This window comes from Aeromonas sp. 602396 (assembly GCF_049173735.1).
In the GTDB taxonomy this organism is placed as follows: domain Bacteria; phylum Pseudomonadota; class Gammaproteobacteria; order Enterobacterales; family Aeromonadaceae; genus Aeromonas; species Aeromonas veronii_A.
The window spans coordinates 661,174-678,813 of sequence record NZ_JAAKSD010000001.1; the positions used below are offsets into that span (position 1 = coordinate 661,174).

Annotated in this window: 13 protein-coding genes; 9 read left to right on the forward strand and 4 right to left on the reverse strand. The window is 58.8% G+C overall.

The genetic code is table 11. From position 1 onward, the window contains the following. Nucleotides 1-44 precede the first annotated feature (44 nt). Nucleotides 45-3,527 (reverse strand): transcription-repair coupling factor, encoded by a 3,483-nt coding sequence (gene mfd, locus G5229_RS02870; protein ID WP_227343063.1) that lies wholly within the window; start codon nucleotides 3,525-3,527, stop codon nucleotides 45-47. Between the two features lie 56 nt (nucleotides 3,528-3,583). Then, on the reverse strand, nucleotides 3,584-4,159 hold the full coding sequence (locus G5229_RS02875) for a hypothetical protein (RefSeq protein WP_064336238.1): 576 nt from the start codon (nucleotides 4,157-4,159) through the stop codon (nucleotides 3,584-3,586). A gap of 76 nt (nucleotides 4,160-4,235) precedes the next feature. Between G5229_RS02875 and G5229_RS02880 the strand changes: the two genes are divergently transcribed. The 3 genes from G5229_RS02880 to lolE all read left to right on the forward strand — a co-directional run bounded on the left by G5229_RS02880 (nucleotide 4,236) and on the right by lolE (nucleotide 7,499). After that, nucleotides 4,236-5,471: a lipoprotein-releasing ABC transporter permease subunit gene (locus tag G5229_RS02880; protein WP_421208362.1), complete on the forward strand. Its 1,236-nt coding sequence runs from the start codon at nucleotides 4,236-4,238 to the stop codon at nucleotides 5,469-5,471. A gap of 88 nt (nucleotides 5,472-5,559) precedes the next feature. Further along, the gene (gene lolD / locus G5229_RS02885; protein ID WP_199258887.1) at nucleotides 5,560-6,258 is read left to right on the forward strand and encodes a lipoprotein-releasing ABC transporter ATP-binding protein LolD; all 699 of its coding nucleotides are present in this window, start codon (nucleotides 5,560-5,562) and stop codon (nucleotides 6,256-6,258) included. Further along, on the forward strand, nucleotides 6,258-7,499 hold the full coding sequence (gene lolE, locus G5229_RS02890; protein WP_005345089.1) for a lipoprotein-releasing ABC transporter permease subunit LolE: 1,242 nt from the start codon (nucleotides 6,258-6,260) through the stop codon (nucleotides 7,497-7,499). The genes lolD and lolE overlap by 1 nt, the downstream gene beginning before the upstream one ends. Nucleotides 7,500-7,587: 88 nt before the next feature. On the opposite strand, the gene yfbR is transcribed toward lolE, so the two are convergent. Beyond that, nucleotides 7,588-8,178: a 5'-deoxynucleotidase gene (yfbR, locus tag G5229_RS02895; protein ID WP_047436789.1), complete on the reverse strand. Its 591-nt coding sequence runs from the start codon at nucleotides 8,176-8,178 to the stop codon at nucleotides 7,588-7,590. A gap of 92 nt (nucleotides 8,179-8,270) precedes the next feature. After that, complete coding sequence (locus G5229_RS02900; RefSeq protein WP_005336982.1) at nucleotides 8,271-8,705, reverse strand: YccF domain-containing protein; 435 nt, start codon at nucleotides 8,703-8,705, stop codon at nucleotides 8,271-8,273. 441 nt (nucleotides 8,706-9,146) lie between these two features. On the opposite strand from G5229_RS02900, the gene tig reads away from it, so the two are divergent. From tig to ppiD, 6 genes are all read left to right on the forward strand, one after another. Next, entirely contained in the window at nucleotides 9,147-10,457 is a 1,311-nt protein-coding gene (tig, locus tag G5229_RS02905; protein WP_005336981.1) for a trigger factor, read from the forward strand. A gap of 86 nt (nucleotides 10,458-10,543) precedes the next feature. Continuing rightward, a complete protein-coding gene (gene clpP, locus G5229_RS02910; protein ID WP_005336979.1) occupies nucleotides 10,544-11,167 on the forward strand; it encodes an ATP-dependent Clp endopeptidase proteolytic subunit ClpP in 624 nt (207 codons plus the stop codon). Between the two features lie 70 nt (nucleotides 11,168-11,237). Next, nucleotides 11,238-12,512 (forward strand): ATP-dependent protease ATP-binding subunit ClpX, encoded by a 1,275-nt coding sequence (gene clpX / locus G5229_RS02915; RefSeq protein WP_005336977.1) that lies wholly within the window; start codon nucleotides 11,238-11,240, stop codon nucleotides 12,510-12,512. A 141-nt stretch (nucleotides 12,513-12,653) separates the two neighbouring features. After that, nucleotides 12,654-15,008 (forward strand): endopeptidase La, encoded by a 2,355-nt coding sequence (lon, locus tag G5229_RS02920; RefSeq protein WP_319920699.1) that lies wholly within the window; start codon nucleotides 12,654-12,656, stop codon nucleotides 15,006-15,008. A gap of 240 nt (nucleotides 15,009-15,248) precedes the next feature. After that, nucleotides 15,249-15,521: a nucleoid-associated protein HU-beta gene (gene hupB / locus G5229_RS02925; RefSeq protein ID WP_005315375.1), complete on the forward strand. Its 273-nt coding sequence runs from the start codon at nucleotides 15,249-15,251 to the stop codon at nucleotides 15,519-15,521. Between the two features lie 150 nt (nucleotides 15,522-15,671). After that, the gene (ppiD, locus tag G5229_RS02930) at nucleotides 15,672-17,585 is read left to right on the forward strand and encodes a peptidylprolyl isomerase (RefSeq protein ID WP_202005989.1); all 1,914 of its coding nucleotides are present in this window, start codon (nucleotides 15,672-15,674) and stop codon (nucleotides 17,583-17,585) included. The last annotated feature ends 55 nt before the right edge of the window (nucleotides 17,586-17,640 follow it).

The window sequence follows — 17,640 nt, forward strand, 5'->3', positions numbered from 1 at the left end:
TTGTTGGCATTCTCTTTCTGGCTCGCCGCCAGCGTTGCAGAGACTCACAGGCTGTTGCTGGCCAGATCAGCCAGCAAACCATCTACCAGTTTCAGGCGCATGGCGCGATCCTGGGTCGGCACCTGGAAGCGCAGCCGGGTCGGCCCGTCCATCTTGTAGACCCGTGGCTGGCTGGAGAGCAGTTTGACCAGATAGGCCGGATTGACCTTGGTCTCTTGCGTGAAGTCGAGATAGCCGCCGCGCTCGCTCATCTCCACCCGGCGAATGCCAAGGGCAGTGGCACGCTGACGGAAGGCAGCCAGCTCCAGCAGGGTTTTGGTCGCCTCCGGCAAGAGGCCGAACCGGTCGATCAGCTCCACTTTTAGCTCGCGAAGCTCCTGCTCGTCCGCCGCACTGGCAATCCGCTTGTACATGGAGAGACGCATATTGACGTCCGGAATATAGTCATCCGGCAGCAGCGCAGGCAGGCGCAGCTCCACCTCGGTGTGCTGGCTCATCAGTTGCTCCAGCGACGGCTCCTTGCCATTTTTCAGTGCCTCGACCGCCTGCTCCAGCATTTCCATGTAGAGGGTGAAGCCCACCGATTCAATCTGGCCGCTCTGATCGTCGCCGAGCAGTTCGCCCGCGCCACGGATCTCCAGATCGTGGGTCGCCAGCGCAAAGCCGGCACCGAGATCTTCCAGCGAGGCAATCGCCTCCAGCCGCTTGGCTGCATCCTTGGTCATCAGCTTGGGATGGGGGGTGAGCAGATAGGCATAGGCCTGATGGTGGGAGCGGCCAACCCGGCCCCGCAACTGGTGCAGCTGGGCCAGACCGAGGTGATCCGCCCGATCCATGATGATGGTGTTGGCGCTTGGCACATCGATGCCGGTCTCGATGATGGTGGTGCAGACCAAGAGGTTGAAGCGCTGGTGGTAGAAGTCGGACATGATCCGCTCAAGGTCACGTTCGCGCATCTGGCCGTGGGCGATGCCGATGCGGGCCTCCGGCACCAGTTCCGCCAGATCGGCGGCGCACTTCTCGATGCTCTCGACGTCGTTGTGCAGGTAGTAGACCTGACCGCCGCGCTTGAGTTCCCGCAGCACCGCCTCGCGCACCACCGCCGGTTCGTGCTGGCGGACAAAGGTTTTGATGGCGAGCCGCTTGGCGGGCGGGGTGGCGATGATGGAGAGATCCCGCATGCCGGACATCGCCATATTGAGAGTGCGTGGAATAGGAGTGGCGGTGAGGGTGAGGATATCCACATCGGCCCGCAGCGCCTTGATCTTCTCCTTCTGGCGTACCCCGAATCTGTGCTCCTCATCGACGATGAGCAGTCCCAGATCCTTGAAGGTGAGTTCGGAGCCGAGCAGCTTGTGGGTGCCGATGATGATGTCCACCTTGCCTTCAGCCAATTCCTTCATCACAGCGCTCTGCTCCTTGGCGGAGCGGAAGCGGCTCAGTACCTCGACCCGCACCGGCCAGTTGGCGAAGCGGTCGCGGAAGTTGTCGTAGTGCTGTTGCGCCAGCAGGGTGGTGGGCACCAGCACGGCAACCTGCTTGCCGCCGTGCACCGCCACAAATGCCGCCCGCATCGCCACTTCGGTCTTGCCGAAACCCACGTCGCCGCACACCAGTCGGTCCATGCTCTTGGCCTGACACATGTCCCCCAGCACCGCATTGATGGCGTTGAGCTGATCGTCGGTCTCCTCGAACGGGAAGCTTGCAGCAAATTGGCGATAGGCCTCTTTGTCGTGCTTGAAGGCAAAGCCGGCGCGAGCGGCGCGATGAGCGTAGACATCCAGCAACTCGGCTGCCACGTCGCGCACCTTCTCCGCCGCCTTGCGCCGCGCCTTGCTCCAGGCCTCGCCACCCAGCTTGTGGCTGGGCGGGTTATCAGAGCCGGTGTAGCGGCTGATAAGGTGCAAACTGGTGACCGGCACGAACAGCTTGTCGCCGCCGGCATATTCGAGGGTCAAAAACTCGGTGGGCAGACCACCGGCGTCGATGGTTTCGAGCCCCAGATAGCGGCCGACCCCATGATCCAGATGGACCACCGGCTGACCCTGGGTCAGCTCGCCCAGGTTTCTGATCACCGCATCGGAGCTTAAGTTTTTGCTCTTCTCCCGCGCCCGCTTGCTGCGCACTTTGCCGCCCAGCAGTTCGGTCTCGGTGATCAGCGCCAGTGGATCCTGACCGACCTCCTGCCACAGGAAGCCACGCTCAAGCGGTGCAACCAAGAGGCCGTGGCGATCCTGGCTTGCCATAAAGGCGTCGAGGGAGGGGAACTCTTTAGGTTGCAGCGAGATACGCGCCAGCAGATCGCCGAGCACCTCCCGTCGCCCTTCGGATTCCACCGCAAACAGGGTGCGCCCGGCAAAGCCTTGCAGGAACTGGTTAAGCGCCAGCAGAGGTTGCTCCTTGCTGTGATCGAGTTGCAGATCGGGCAGCGCGGAGATGGGCAGATCGTGCTGACCGGCATCACCGGCGGTGGCGGCCTCTTGCAGCCGCACCGCGCCATATTGGCCGAGGGAGGCAAAGAGCTGCTCCACCGGCAGATAGAGCTGGGCCGGTGGCAGCAGTGGGCGGGTGTTGTCCCAGCGTCTGTCTTCATAGCGCTGGCCGATGTCGTTCCAGAAGCGCTGGGCGGCGGGGTAGATATCCCCCACGGTGAGCAGCAGGGTCTCTTCCGGCAGATAGTCAAACAGGCTGGCGGTCTGGTTGAAGAAGAGCGGCAGATAATACTCGATGCCGGCGGGCCAGCGTCCCTTGCTCACCTCCTGATAGACGGAACCCTCGGCCCGCGACAGCTCGAACTGCTCGCGGAACTGGCCGCGAAACAGTTCGATGGCCGCCTCGTCGGTAGGGTATTCCCGGGCGGGCAGCAGGCTGACCGTCTTGACCGGTTCGCTGGAGCGCTGAGTCTCGGGATCGAATGGGCGGATGGAGTCCACTTCATCGTCGAAGAAGTCGATGCGATAGGGGCTGCTGCTGCCCATGGGGAAGAGATCGAGCAGGGAGCCGCGGGCGGCAAACTCGCCGTGCTCCAGCACCTGATCCACCGCCACGTAACCCGCCTCGGCCAGGCGGCCGCGCAACTGTTGCAGATTGAGGCGCTGGCCGGCCTTAACCATCAGGCTGTATTTGTCGAGATAGACCCGGGGGGCGCAGCGCAACATCAGGGTGGAGATGGGGACAATGAGTACCCCCTTGCTCATCTGCGGCAGCTTGTAGAGAGTCTCGAGCCGCTGGGAGATGATGTCCTGATGGGGGGAGAAGGTGTCGTAGGGCAGGGTCTCCCAATCGGGGAACAGCAATACGGGGGCGGACTGATCGGCTAGCTGCTTGTCTGCCAGCAGCTTGCCTGTCAGCAAATACTGTAGCTCCTGCTCCAGGCGCAGGGCGCTCGGGGTATCGGCGGTGATAAGCAGTACCGGCCCTTTGGCTTCATTGGTGAGACGAGCTGCAATCAGCGAGAGGCTGCTGCCGACCAGCTGGCCGAGCGTGATCTTTTGGCCCGCTTTGGCGGGCAAGGCGGGGAGTGTCATTGGCATGGTTCGATTCTTTTAACGTTGACGTTATCTATCGCTGACGTTCGCTCTGGTTAGCGCTGACGTTCTTGGGCGCGCAGCTTGAGCTGCTTCGATTGCACGTGGAGGCTGGCACGAACCAGCAGTTCACGGTCATCTTCGCGGATCCGCACATAGTCGAGCTGCACATGGGTGCCATGTTCACCGCCGTCAAGCTGTTTGACCTGGCCATAGCAGTAGATGGCGGCCGCCTCTTCCCGCAGGAAAATCTTGAGGCGCACGATCTGGTGCAGGTGCGGCGCATCCCCGTGACCATGATAGGGGTGCAGGTAGGTGAGTTGGCCAGCCCCGAAGCGCAGGGTGTGAAAGCGCTGCTCCGGATGGTCCTGCAGGGAGAGCACATAGCCCATGATCATGTCGATCTTGCGGGACTGCTGATTGACGATCTCGATCAGATCGTGCATCGACTCGTTCTGGTTGCGCAGCAGGCGAGTGGTCACCAGATCGATGGAGGTAATGGCCGAAGAGATCCGAAAGGGCTCCGGCAGCTCAGCGTCCAGCTCCTCCAGCGAGGGGAGGTGGAAGTCGGCCGGCATGGGGATCACATTGACCGGCGTGGCATGAGTGACGCTGAAGAACTGTTCCTGCATGGAGGCTATCCCTTGTTGTCATGGACGGTTTCCCTTTATTATCCGGTATCTTATTTTGTTGGCAACGTACATATCCTTGAAGACCGGACTTTTTCAGCCCCTTTCGCTGGCCATCGGCCTGCGTTATGCAGGCTCGAAGCGCAGCAATCGCTTCGTCTCATTTATCTCCCTGTTCTCTACCTTTGGCATCGCCATCGGGGTCGCCGCCCTGATGGTGGTCATTTCGGTGATGAACGGTTTCGAAGGGCAGCTCAAAGGGCGCATCCTCGGGGTGATCCCCCATGTGGTGGTGACCAATCAGGCTGGCCGTATTGATGCAGACCCGCAAGGCTTGCCGGATCTGGCCAAATTACCCCATGTGGTCGCCTCGGCCCCCATGCTCGACAGCGAAGGGATGCTGCAAAGCCCCGGCCAGCTGACCGGGGTGAGTGTGCAGGGGATCGACCCTGCAAAGTGGCCCAAGGATGACATCCTCCACAGCCAGATGCTGGGGGGGCGCCTCGATACCCTGCAGGCCGGCCACTACCGCATCGTGCTGGGGCAGGGGGTGGCACGTCGCCTCAATGTCTCCATCGGCGATCAGGTTCGCCTGATCCTGACCGAGGGGACCCGCTTCACTCCCTTTGGTCGGGTACCGGCCCAGCGCCTCTTTAGCGTCTCCGGTATCTTCGGGGTCGGCGCCGATGTGGATAACCAGATTGCGCTGATCGCACTGGGAGATGCCCAGCGCTTGCTGCGTCTGCCGCCACAAACCGTCGGTGGCATTCGCCTCTGGCTCGATGATCCGTTTGCGGCCGATGAGGTGATCAAGACGCCGTTGCCTGACGGATTGGTCTGGCAGGATTGGCGCCGCGAGCGGGGCGAGCTGTTCCAGGCGGTCGCCATGGAAAAACGGATGATGGGGCTGATGCTGGTGCTGATCATCGCCGTCGCTACTTTCAACATCCTCTCCGCGCTGGTGATGGTGGTGACGGACAAGGAGGGTGAAGTGGCCATCCTGCGCACCATGGGCATGAGTGAATCGGGGATCGTCAAAATCTTCATGGTGCTTGGCGCCTCCAGCGGGGTGATTGGCGCCCTGTTTGGCGGACTGGCGGGCCTGGCGCTCTCCCTGGGTCTCAACCCTCTGCTCAATGCGGTGGGGCTCAACCTCTATATGGCGGCGGGCGGCAGTGGCCTGCCGGTGATTGTCGAGCCGGCTCAGGTCATCACCATCTTGCTGGGCGCCGTGCTGCTGAGCTTCAGTGCCACCCTTTACCCGGCGGCACGCGCCGCACGGGTGAAACCGGCCGAGGCGCTGCGTTATGAGTAATGCCGTGAATAATGCATCTTCTGTTGTGACTGGTGCCCCCGTAGTTGCGGGTGCCAGCGTTGTTACCGAGGCAAGTGGAGCCCCTGTTATGAATGAAGCCGTATCCCGTGAACCTCTGCTGCGCTGCCAGGCGCTCAATCATGTCTATAAAGAGGGGGGGCTGGAGACTCAGGTGCTCAAGGGGATCGATCTCTGCGTCGCGCCCGGTGAAATGCTGGCGGTGGTGGGGAGCTCCGGCTCCGGCAAGACCACTCTGCTGCATCTGATGGGGGCGCTGGACAACCCCTCCAGCGGCGCCGTGCTGTTCAAAGGGGAGGATATCCACCATTGGGACAGCCGTACCCAAGCCCGTTTTCGCAACCGCGAGCTGGGCTTTGTCTACCAGTTCCACCACCTGCTCTCCGAGTTCAGTGCGCTGGAAAATGCGGCCATGCCGCTGCTGATCGCCGGTGAGTCGGTGGCGGTTGCCACCGAAAAGGCGACCAAAATGTTGGGTAGGGTAGGGCTCTCCCATCGCTTGAACCACCGTCCCTCCGAGCTTTCTGGTGGCGAACGTCAGCGGGTGGCGATCGCCCGGGCGCTGGTCAACGAACCGAGCTTGGTGCTGGCGGATGAGCCTACCGGCAATCTGGATCACGCCAGTGCCACGGCGGTGTACGAACTGCTGTGTGAACTGAATCGTGAACTGGGCACTGCGTTTGTGGTAGTGACTCACGACTTGAGCCTCGCGGCCAAGCTCCATCGCCGGGTGACCCTGGTGAGCGGCGTGATGGCGGAGGTTGCCTGATGTTCAAACCGCTGCCCCTCTTTCTGGGCCTGCGTTACAGCCGCTCCCGCCGTCGCAACGGGTTTATCGCCTTTATCTCTGCCTCTTCCCTGATCGGTATTGCCCTCGGGGTGATGGCGCTGATCCTGGGCCTCTCCGCCATGAACGGTTTCGAGCGGGAGCTTAAAGATCGGGTGCTCTCGGTCGTGCCGCAAGGTGAGCTGGACGCCGTCGAGCGGCCGCTGCCGGATTGGCCGCGTCTGCGCGACTACCTGCTGGCCCAGCCGGGCGTTGAGGCGGCCGCGCCGGTCATTCGCCTCAATGGCCTGCTGGAGCATGGCTCTGCCCTCAAGGGGGTGCAACTGCGCGCCGTGCTGCCCGATCTGGAAGCCAATCTGTCGGATGCAGGCAAATACATGACGGGCCGTGGTCTGCGTGAGCTGCAACCGGGTGAACGTGGGGTGATCCTTGGCAAGACCATCGCCGACAAGTTGGGGGTCAAGGTGGGGGATTCGGTCGCCCTGCTGCTGCCGCAAGGGGGTGATCAGGCGGGGATCAAGAATCCTCGGCGCGAAGCCCTGACCGTGGTGGGGCTGCTGGAAATTGGCGGTCAGCTCGACGGTCTGCTCGGCTTTATGCATCTGGCCGATGCGCAAGCGATCACCGGCATGGGCAGCGATGTGGAGGGCTTCAGCCTGCGGGTGAGCGATGTGCTCAAGGCGCAATCCATCACCGTAGCCGCGGCGCAGCAGTTCCCTCATCATGTTTACATCCGTAGCTGGATGAACAGCCAGGGCTACCTCTATCAGGACATCCAGATGGTGCGTACCGTCATGTATGTGGTGATGCTGATGGTGGTGGCCGTCGCCTGTTTCAACATCGTCTCCACTCTGGTGATGGCGGTGAACGAGAAGCGCAGCGAGATCGCCATCCTGAAGACCATGGGGGCGAGCCCCGGCCAGATCCGGCTTACCTTCGTCATTCAGGGGATGGTCAACGGCGTGGCCGGTGCGCTGCTTGGCGCCCTGCTGGGCGGGCTGCTTTCGAGCAAGCTGACCCAGATCCTGAGCGTTGTCGAAAAGCTCATCGGCCATCGCTTCCTCAATCCGGATATCTACTTTATCGACTTCTTGCCGACCGAGTTGCATATGCAGGACCTGCTCATCGTGACGGGCGCCGCCATCCTGATGAGTCTGGTGGCGACCCTCTATCCCGCCTGGCGGGCGAGCGGTCTGGTACCGTCCCGCGAGCTGGGTCACTGATGCGTTGCATCTAATGCGCAATAAAGAACGAAGGGCACCGCCGGTGCAAACCGGCGGGCCCTTCAGTTTTCTAGTCATGTAGACTGGCTTAGTGAGCGTTAAGCTCATCGAGCGGCAGGGAGAAGCTGGCCACGAAGGTGTCGATAAAGTAGCGCATCTCATCGCTCATCCGCGCTGCCAGCATGGCCTCGAGGCGCTTGCGAGCCGGTTCGAACTCCCGGTTGCCCGCGTTGATCTCCTCCAGACACTTGGTATAGGCGCAGAGGGTGTCGGCATCCTTGACCAGCCTGGCCAGCTCGTCATCCTGGGCTGCCGAATCGAGCAGGGGGCGAAAGTCCTCTACCAGTTCCGGCGGCAGCATGCCAAGCAGCCGCTGTTCGGCGGCCAGTTCTATCTTCTTGTACTCGCGGGCGATCTCGGGATTGAAGTATTTGACCGGGGTGGGCAGATCGCCGGTCAGCACCTCACTGCTGTCGTGATAGAGGGCCATCACGGCGGCGCGGTCGGCATTCACGCTGCCGCCAAACAGCCGGTTTTTGATGATGCCGAGGGCATGGGCCACCATGGCCACCTGCAGGCTGTGCTCGGCAATGTTTTCCGGCTGGATGTTGCGCATCAGGGGCCAGCGATAGATGAGTTTCATGCGGGCGAGATTGGCGAAAAAGTGGCTGGGTAACATGATGGCCTCAACAAAAGAGAATAGAAAAGGGCAGACCCTAGTCTGCCCTTTTTTTCGTTGCAGGGCTGCGTCTGCCCGCGCATTTCCCGCAGTTAGCGGATATAGCGGCCCGATTCCGCCTCCTGGTTGGTCACAATCATCTGGCCGATGGGCGCCAGACTGATGAGTGCCAGCTTGAGGTGCTGGATACCGAACGGGATACCGATAATGGTCACGAAGCAGGCCAGCGCGGAAGCGATGTGGCCGATGGCCAGCCAGACACCGATCAGCACGAACCAGAGGATATTGCCAATCAGCCCCAGAGTACCGGTGCCGATATCGCTCTGGCCGGTCATGGTCTTGCGATTGACGGCCTGCTTGCCAAACGGGAAGAAGGTAAAGGTGCCGATCACGAAGCAGGCTCGTCCCCAGGGGATGCCGACCAGCGAGATAAAGCAGACAAGACCGGCCAGCCACCAGGCCAGGCCCATAAAGACACCTCCCAGTACAAACCAGAGCAGATTGAACAAGAAGCGGAAAAAGGCCATGTGAGTGACTCCAGATCATCAATTTGGTTGCCACCATAACGAGGGAGGGCAGGGGACGCAATGGTTGATTGGTTCAATCGCCATTTGGCTGGTCAAATTGAGTCGCCGCCCGCAACGATGGGCTGTTTTTCGGCGAAAGATGGGCAATAAAGCGGCGTTCGGATGAAAAAAGGTGAGCAAACGCAAAATTATTGCCATCGGATAGTTGAAGTCGGGCACCTCTCTCCCCATATAAAGGGCAGTTTTGCACGAATTGTGCTTGCACGCCGCTCAATGTGGGGGATGTGTGGCTCGACTCGACCAAAGTGCGCCGCTATAATGCCGCGTCATATTTTCTCATCACAAAGACATATCGTTGTCTTTATAAACAGGAAGACTCCGGGCTTTGCCCAGGGGCAATAAAGGGTCAGCACACAGTGCTGAGTTGAACGAGGTAGAAGAATGCAAGTTTCTGTAGAGACAACCCAGGGTCTGGAACGCCGTCTTACCATCACTGTACCGGCCGCTACCGTAGACGCCGCTGTGCGTAAAGAATTGAATGGCCTGGCCAAAACTCGTCGCATCGACGGTTTCCGTCCTGGCAAGGCTCCGGTTGCCATCATCAAGAAGATGTTCGGCGCCATGGCTCACGCCCGCGTTGCTGATGAAATGATGCAGAGCAACTTCATCAAAGCCATCATCGAAAACAAATTGAGCCCGGCCGGTGCCCCGACCATGGATCCGAAAGAGATCAAAGAAGGTCAGGATTTCGAGTTCACCGCCACTTTCGAAGTGTATCCGGAGTTCGAAGTTGCAGGTCTCGAGACCATCAAGGTCGAGAAGCCGGTTGCGACCGTGAAGGATGAAGATCTGGCCAACATGATCGACACCCTGCGCAAGCAGCACGCTACCTGGGCTGATGCCGATGTTGCCGCTGCCAATGGCATGCGTGTGACCATGGACTTCGTCGGTTCCATCGACGGTGAAGAGTTCGACGGCGGCAAAGCTGAAGGCTTCAACCTGGTGCTGGGCGCTGGCCGCATGATCCCGGGCTTCGAAGACGCCATCATGGGCAAGAAAGCGGGCGACGAGTTCACCATCGAAGTGACCTTCCCGGCTGACTACCACGCTGAAAACCTGAAAGGCAAAGAAGCCAAGTTCGCTTCCAAGCTGATCAAGGTTGAAGAGCAGATCCTGCCTGAGCTGACCGAAGAGTTCGTGAAGCGTTTCGGTATCGAAAGCGGTTCTGTTGAAGAGCTGAAAGCCGAAGTGCGCAAGAACATGGAGCGCGAACTGGCTCAAGCCCTGAAAAACAGCGTGAAAGAGCAGGTTCTGAACGGTCTGGTTGAAGCCAACCAAATCGACCTGCCGAAAGCTGCCGTTGCTCAAGAGATCGACGCACTGCGTCAGCAGGCTCTGCAGCGTTTCGGTGGCTTCCAGGGCGGCAACGCTCCCGAGCTGCCGGCTGAACTGTTCCAGGCTCAAGCCGAGCGTCGTGTACGCGTAGGCCTGCTGCTGGGTGACGTGATCCGTACCAACGAAATCAAGGCTGACGATGCTCGTGTAAACAGCATCATCGAGTCCATGGCGACTGCCTACGAAGATCCGAAGGAAGTGATCGAGTACTACCAGAAGAACGAACAGATGCTGAACGGCGTTCGTAACCTGGCAGTAGAAGATCAAGCCATCGACCTGATCCTGTCCAAAGCGCAAGTGACCGAAAAAGAAGTTGCCTTTGACGAAGTGATCAACAAGTCTGGCGCCGCTGCCTAAGAACATTTGACTTAAGGTCAAGACTGTTAAGTATAATGGCTCGTGTGATCTCCACTCGGGCCATTTTATTTTAGGGACAATGCCTTATGTACAAGAACTATAACGATATGACCGATTCTCCCAGCAATGCGCTGGTCCCCATCGTGGTCGAACAGACTGCCAAGGGTGAACGTTCCTACGATATTTACTCCCGTCTGCTGAAAGAGCGGGTGATCTTCCTGACTGGTCAGGTTGAAGATCACATGGCTAATCTGGTGGTTGCCCAGCTGCTGTTCCTCGAGTCCGAGAATCCGGACAAGGACATCTATATCTACATCAACTCGCCGGGTGGTTCGGTGACTGCGGGCATGTCCATCTACGACACCATGCAGTTCATCAAGCCGGATGTCAGCACCGTCTGCATGGGGCAGGCCTGCTCCATGGGTGCCTTCCTGCTGGCCGGTGGCGCCAAGGGCAAGCGTTTCTGCCTGCCTAATGCCCGTGTGATGATCCACCAGCCGCTGGGTGGCTTCCAGGGTCAGGCATCTGATATCCAGATCCACGCCCAGGAGATCCTGAAGATTAAAAATACCCTGAACGAGCGCCTGGCGTTCCACACCGGTCAGGACATGGCTACCATCGAGCGTGACACCGATCGTGACAACTTCATGTCCGCCGAGCAGGCCGTGGCCTATGGTCTGGTAGACGGTGTCCTGAGCCAGCGTAGCTGAGCAGGGTGTCCCGGTCTGTTGTAAACTCAACAGGCCGATCCATCCTCTATTGATAAAACGAGGTTGCTGAATGACAGAGAAACGCAAGGGTGAGGGTGATAAGCTGCTCTACTGCTCTTTTTGCGGCAAAAGCCAGCATGAAGTGCGCAAGCTGATCGCTGGCCCTTCCGTCTACATATGTGATGAGTGCGTCGAGCTGTGCAACGACATCATCCGCGAAGAGATCCGCGAGATCTCGCCCAAGCGCGATGGTAACGAGCTGCCGACCCCTCATCAGATCCGCGCTCATCTCGATGACTATGTGATCGGGCAGGAGTACGCCAAGAAGGTGTTGGCCGTTGCCGTCTACAACCACTACAAGCGTCTGCGCAACAGCGGCGAAAACAGTGGTGTGGAGCTCGGCAAATCCAACATCCTGCTGATTGGCCCGACCGGTAGCGGTAAAACCCTGCTGGCCGAGACTCTGGCTCGTCTGCTGGATGTGCCGTTCACCATGGCCGATGCGACCACCCTGACCGAAGCCGGTTATGTGGGCGAGGACGTGGAGAACATCATCCAGAAGCTGCTGCAAAAGTGCGACTACGACGTAGAGAAAGCCCAGCGTGGCATCGTCTATATCGACGAGATCGACAAGATCTCCCGCAAGTCGGACAACCCCTCCATCACCCGCGATGTCTCCGGGGAAGGGGTACAGCAGGCACTGCTCAAGCTGATCGAAGGGACCATCGCTTCCGTGCCGCCGCAAGGTGGTCGCAAGCATCCGCAGCAGGAGTTCTTGCAGGTTGATACCTCCAAGATCCTCTTCATCTGTGGCGGTGCCTTTGCCGGTCTGGACAAGGTGATCGAGCAGCGTTCCGTGAAGGGAACCGGTATCGGTTTTGGCGCCGAGGTGAAATCCAAGGATGCCAAGGCCACCCTGAGCGAGACCTTCGCCAAGGTAGAGCCGGAAGATCTGATCAAGTATGGTCTGATCCCCGAGTTCATCGGCCGTCTGCCGGTGGTCGCGACCCTGACCGAGCTGGACGAGTCTGCGCTTATCCAGATCCTGAAAGAGCCGAAAAACGCGCTGACCAAACAGTACGCTGCGTTGTTCGATCTGGAAGGGGTCGAGCTGGAGTTCCGTGACGACGCACTCAACGCCATTGCCCGCAAGGCGATGGAGCGTAAAACCGGTGCTCGTGGTCTGCGTTCCATCGTGGAAGCCGTGTTGCTGGATACCATGTATGACCTGCCTTCTCTGGAAGGGGTCAGCAAGGTGGTGATCGACGAGACCGTGATCAAAGGGGACTCCGCGCCCTTGATGATCTACGAAAATCCCGAAACCCAGGCTGCTGCATCAGAGTAAATGTCTGATTTTTAATCAAATGGAAGGGGCTTTTTGCCCCTTTCATGCTTTTTACGGTTTCGGCGATTGAATCTCATCTCAGCGCCCCCATATACTCAGCCAAGCGCTTTGCCAACGGTATAACAAGCCGAGAGGACATATATGAACCTAGAGCGTTCAGAACGCATCGAGATTCCCGTCCTGCCTCTTCGTGACGTGGTGGTTTATCCCCACATGGTCATTCCACTCTTTGTGGGGCGGGAAAAATCCATTCGCTGTCTGGAAGCGGCCATGGAGCAGGACAAGAAAGTTCTGCTGGTGGCCCAGAAGGATGCGTCAACCGATGAGCCAACGGTGGAGGAGATCTTCACCGTCGGGACAGTGGCCAATATTCTGCAGATGCTCAAGCTGCCGGACGGCACCGTCAAGGTGCTGGTAGAGGGGGGCCAGCGTGCCCGCCTGGAGCGGATGATCGACGACAAAGATTTCTTTGTCTGCGAGGCCCAGTACATCCCCTCCCAAGCCATTGAGGAGAAGGATCAGGAAGTGCTGGTTCGCTCCGCCATCGGCCAGTTTGAAGGCTATATCAAGCTCAACAAGAAGATCCCGCCCGAGGTACTGACCTCGATCTCGGCGATCGACGATGCTGCGCGTCTGGCTGACACCATGGCGGCCCACATGCCGCTCAAGCTGGAAGACAAGCAGAAGGTGCTGGAGATCGTCTCGGTCTCCGAGCGCATCGAATTCCTGATGGCGATGATGGAGTCGGAAATTGACCTGCTGCAGGTCGAGAAGCGCATCCGTACTCGCGTCAAGAAGCAGATGGAAAAGAGTCAGCGCGAGTATTACCTCAACGAGCAGATGAAGGCCATCCAGAAAGAGCTGGGTGAGCTGGAAGATAGCCCGGATGAGTTTGAAGCCCTCAATCGCAAGATTGAAGAGGCTGGCATGCCGGAAGATGCCCGTGAAAAGGCCCAGGCCGAGCTTGCCAAGCTGAAGATGATGTCTCCCATGTCCGCCGAGGCTACCGTGGTTCGCAGCTATGTGGACTGGATGGTACAGGTGCCGTGGAAGGCGCGATCCAAGGTCAAGAAAGATCTTGGCAAGGCGCAAGAGGTGCTGGATGCCGATCACTATGGCCTCGAGAAGGTCAAGGATCGCATCCTCGAATATCTGGCGGTACAGGCACGGGTTAACAAGCTCAAGGGCCCTATCCTCTGTCTGGTTGGGCCTCCCGGTGTGGGCAAGACCTCGTTGGGCCAATCCATCGCCAAGGCGACAGGCCGCAAATATGTGCGGATGGCCTTGGGTGGGGTGCGTGACGAAGCGGAGATCCGTGGTCACCGCCGTACCTATATCGGTTCCATGCCCGGCAAACTCATCCAGAAGATGGCGAAAGTCGGTGTGAAGAATCCGCTGTTCCTGCTCGACGAGATCGACAAGATGAGCTCGGACATGCGCGGCGATCCCGCCTCTGCCTTGCTGGAAGTGCTTGATCCGGAACAGAACAACAGCTTCAACGATCACTATCTGGAAGTGGATTATGACCTGTCGGACGTCATGTTCGTGGCCACTTCCAACTCCATGAACATCCCGGGCCCCTTGCTGGACCGGATGGAAGTGATCCGCCTCTCCGGTTACACCGAAGATGAGAAGCTCAACATTGCCAAGCAGCATCTGGTTGCCAAGCAGATCCAGCGCAACGGTCTGAAAGAGTCCGAGATCACCATCGAGGATTCTGCCTTGGTCGGGGTGATCCGTTACTACACCCGCGAGGCGGGGGTTCGTGGTCTGGAGCGCGAGATCTCCAAGATTTGTCGCAAAGCGGTCAAGCGCATCCTGCTGGACAAGAGCATCAAGCATGTTCAGGTCAATCAGGCCAACCTCAAGGAGTTCCTCGGGGTACAGCGTTTCGATTACGGCAAAGCCACCGACCAGAACCAGATTGGTCAGGTATGTGGTCTGGCGTGGACCGAAGTGGGGGGCGATCTGCTTACCATCGAGACCACCAACATGCCGGGCAAAGGCAAGCTCACTTATACCGGTTCTCTCGGTGAAGTGATGCAGGAGTCCATTCAGGCGGCCATGACGGTGGTGCGTACCCGTGCCGAGAAGTTGCGGATCAATGCTGACTTCTACGAGAAGCGCGATATCCACGTGCACGTACCGGAAGGGGCAACCCCGAAAGATGGTCCGAGCGCCGGTATCGCCATGTGTACTGCCCTGGTCTCCAGCTTGACCGGTAATCCGGTTCGTGCTGATGTGGCGATGACAGGGGAGATCACCTTGCGCGGCGAAGTGCTGCCCATCGGCGGTCTCAAGGAGAAGTTGCTGGCAGCCCATCGTGGCGGCATCAAGCGAGTGCTTATTCCGAAAGAGAACGAGCGTGACCTTGAGGAGATCCCGGCAAACGTCAAACAAGACCTTGAAATTTATCCGGTTCGCTGGATTGACGAGGTGCTGGAATTGGCGTTGCAGGACAATCCGCAGGGGTTTGAGCGCGTTTCTGTCGTGTAAATGTTGATGCGCCGCAAATTTGGCGCATTCGACGGGTGGTTAAGGCTTGCATGCGCCCGATAACGGAAGTAGCCTTGACCACCGATCGGGTACTCGTGATGAGTCGCAATGCGTTGTGTGGCGCGGGTTTGCGCCAGATTGTCACTTGCAACTGATCAGGAGGCTTGCTATAAAACCTCCACTTGTTGTGGCCAGGGAAATCAGCGCCGCAGCGGTGTTCGATAAAAGGGGAATATAAGAGTGAATAAATCTCAACTGATTGACAAGATTGCAGACGGTGCCGATATCTCCAAAGCTGCCGCTGGCCGTGCGTTGGATGCCTTCATTGATGCTGTTGGTGAAGCGCTGAAAGAGGGTGACCAGGTTGCTCTGGTTGGTTTCGGTACTTTCGCTGTACGCGAGCGTGCTGCCCGTTCAGGCCGTAACCCGCAGACTGGCGCGACCATCGAAATCGCTGCTGGTAAAGTTCCTGCCTTCAAAGCCGGTAAGGCCCTGAAAGACGCTGTTAACTAAGTCGGTCGCTGATATCCGTCGGCTACCGTCCTTGGTCGCAGACCAGACAAGTTAGAGAGTCTTCTCTCATACTGATTGACCAAGGCGCATCGCAATCGGTGCGCCTTTTTATTGTTTACGCCCATCGAGTTCGGGAGCATAAGTACAAACATGATGTTGGATAAACTACGCGAAGGGGCGCAGGGCAAGGTAGCCAAGGTTATCTTGGGCCTGATCATCCTCTCCTTTGCCTTGGCTGGTGTAGGTAGTTACCTGAACGGCCCGGCCCGTACCGCCCCCGCCACTGTCAACGGCACAGAAATCAGTGCAACCGCACTGGAAAATGCCTACCGTAACGAGCGCGCCCGCATGGAATCCCAGATGGGAGAGGCATTCAGCCAGCTGGCCGCGAACCCCGATTACATGAAACAGTTCCGCCGCGGTGTGCTGGATCGCCTGATCGATCAGGCGCTGCTGGACAGCAAGGCCCGTGAACTGGGTCTGCGCGTCAGCGATGAGCAGATCAAGCAAGCCATCGTGGCCATGCCGGAATTTGCCGAGAACGGCAAGTTCAACAATGACCGTTATCTGCAGCTGATCCGTCGTGCCGGCATGACTCCCGAAATGTTCCGTGACTCCCTGCGTCAGGACATGGTGCGTCAACAGTTGATGAGCGCCCTGCTGGGCACCGAATTCTCCCTCAAGGGTGAAGCGGAGCAGCTCGATAAGCTCTACAACCAGACTCGCGATCTGCGTCTGGTGCGTCTGGCTGCCGCCAACTATATGGCTGACGTTCAGGTATCCGACAACGAGCTTGAGCAGTACTACAAGACCAATGGCGCCCGTTTCATGAACGATGAGCAGGTCAAGGTCGACTATCTGCTGCTGGACGCCGCCAACCTCGCCAAGGATATCAAGGTCACCGAGCAGGATGCCCAGGATTACTACGATCAGCACCAGGATCTGTTCCAGCGTGCCGAGCGTCGCCACGTGGCTCACATCCTGATCCCGTTTGGCAAGGACGAGAAAGCGGCCGAGCAGAAAGCAGAAGCCGTGCTGGCCAAAGCCAAGGCAGGTGATGATTTCGCTGCGCTGGCCAAGGCTGACTCTTCCGATACCTTCTCTGCCAAAAAAGGCGGCGAGCTGGACTGGTTCGAGAAAGGGGTGATGGATCCGGCCTTCGAGAAAGCCGCGTTCGCCCTGAACAAGGCTGGCGATCTCTCCGGCGTGGTGAAGAGCCCGTTCGGTTTCCACATCATCAAGCTGCTGGGGGTTGAAGCAGCCCAGACCAAGCCGTTTGCCGATGTGAAAGAAGAGACCATCACTCGTCTGCAAGCTGACAAGGCCAAGGAGAAATTCTTCGCCGAGCAGCAGAAGATGGCTGACAACAGCTTCGAAAACCCGGACTCGCTGGATCTGACCGCTGATGCCATGGGGATGAAGGTTCAATCTTCCGATTTCTTCACCCAGGCGACTGCTCCGGCTCCGCTGAACGATCCCAAGGTGCTTTCCGTAGCGTTCTCCGAACAGCTGCGCGATGACAACACCAACTCCGACGTGATCGAGCTGGCTGACGGCAAGGCGCTGGTGCTGCACATCACTGGTCACAAGCCCAAAGCGGTCAAGCCGCTGGCCGAGGTGAAAGAGCAGGTGATTGCCGCCATCAAGCATGACAAGGCTAGCGAAGTGGCCCGTGGCAAGGCCCAGGGCCTGCTGGACAAGCTGAAGGTAGGTGAGAGCATCACCGCCGATCTGACTGCACTCGGTCTGAAAGTGGAGACCCACAAAGGGGTTGCCCGCTTCGATCGCGAGCTGGATCAGAACCTGATTGCCCAGGCGTTCACGCTGCCCCATCCGATCGACGGCAAGCCGAGCGTGGCTCTGGTTGCCGAGACCAATGGTGACCGCGTTGTGGTTGCGCTGGACAAGGTCAACGTCCCTGCCGCCGCATCCGGTATGGCCGCCATGCTGCAAGCTCAGCTGGGTCAGGGCAAAGCCCAGGTGGATTACAAGTCGCTGATCGACGAGTTGCGTAAAGCGGCCAAGATCGAGTACTTCACCAGCGTGGAAGCGACCGTCGAGTAATCGTCAGTTCAATTCAGTGAAAACGGCTCCTTGATGGAGCCGTTTTTTTATCTGT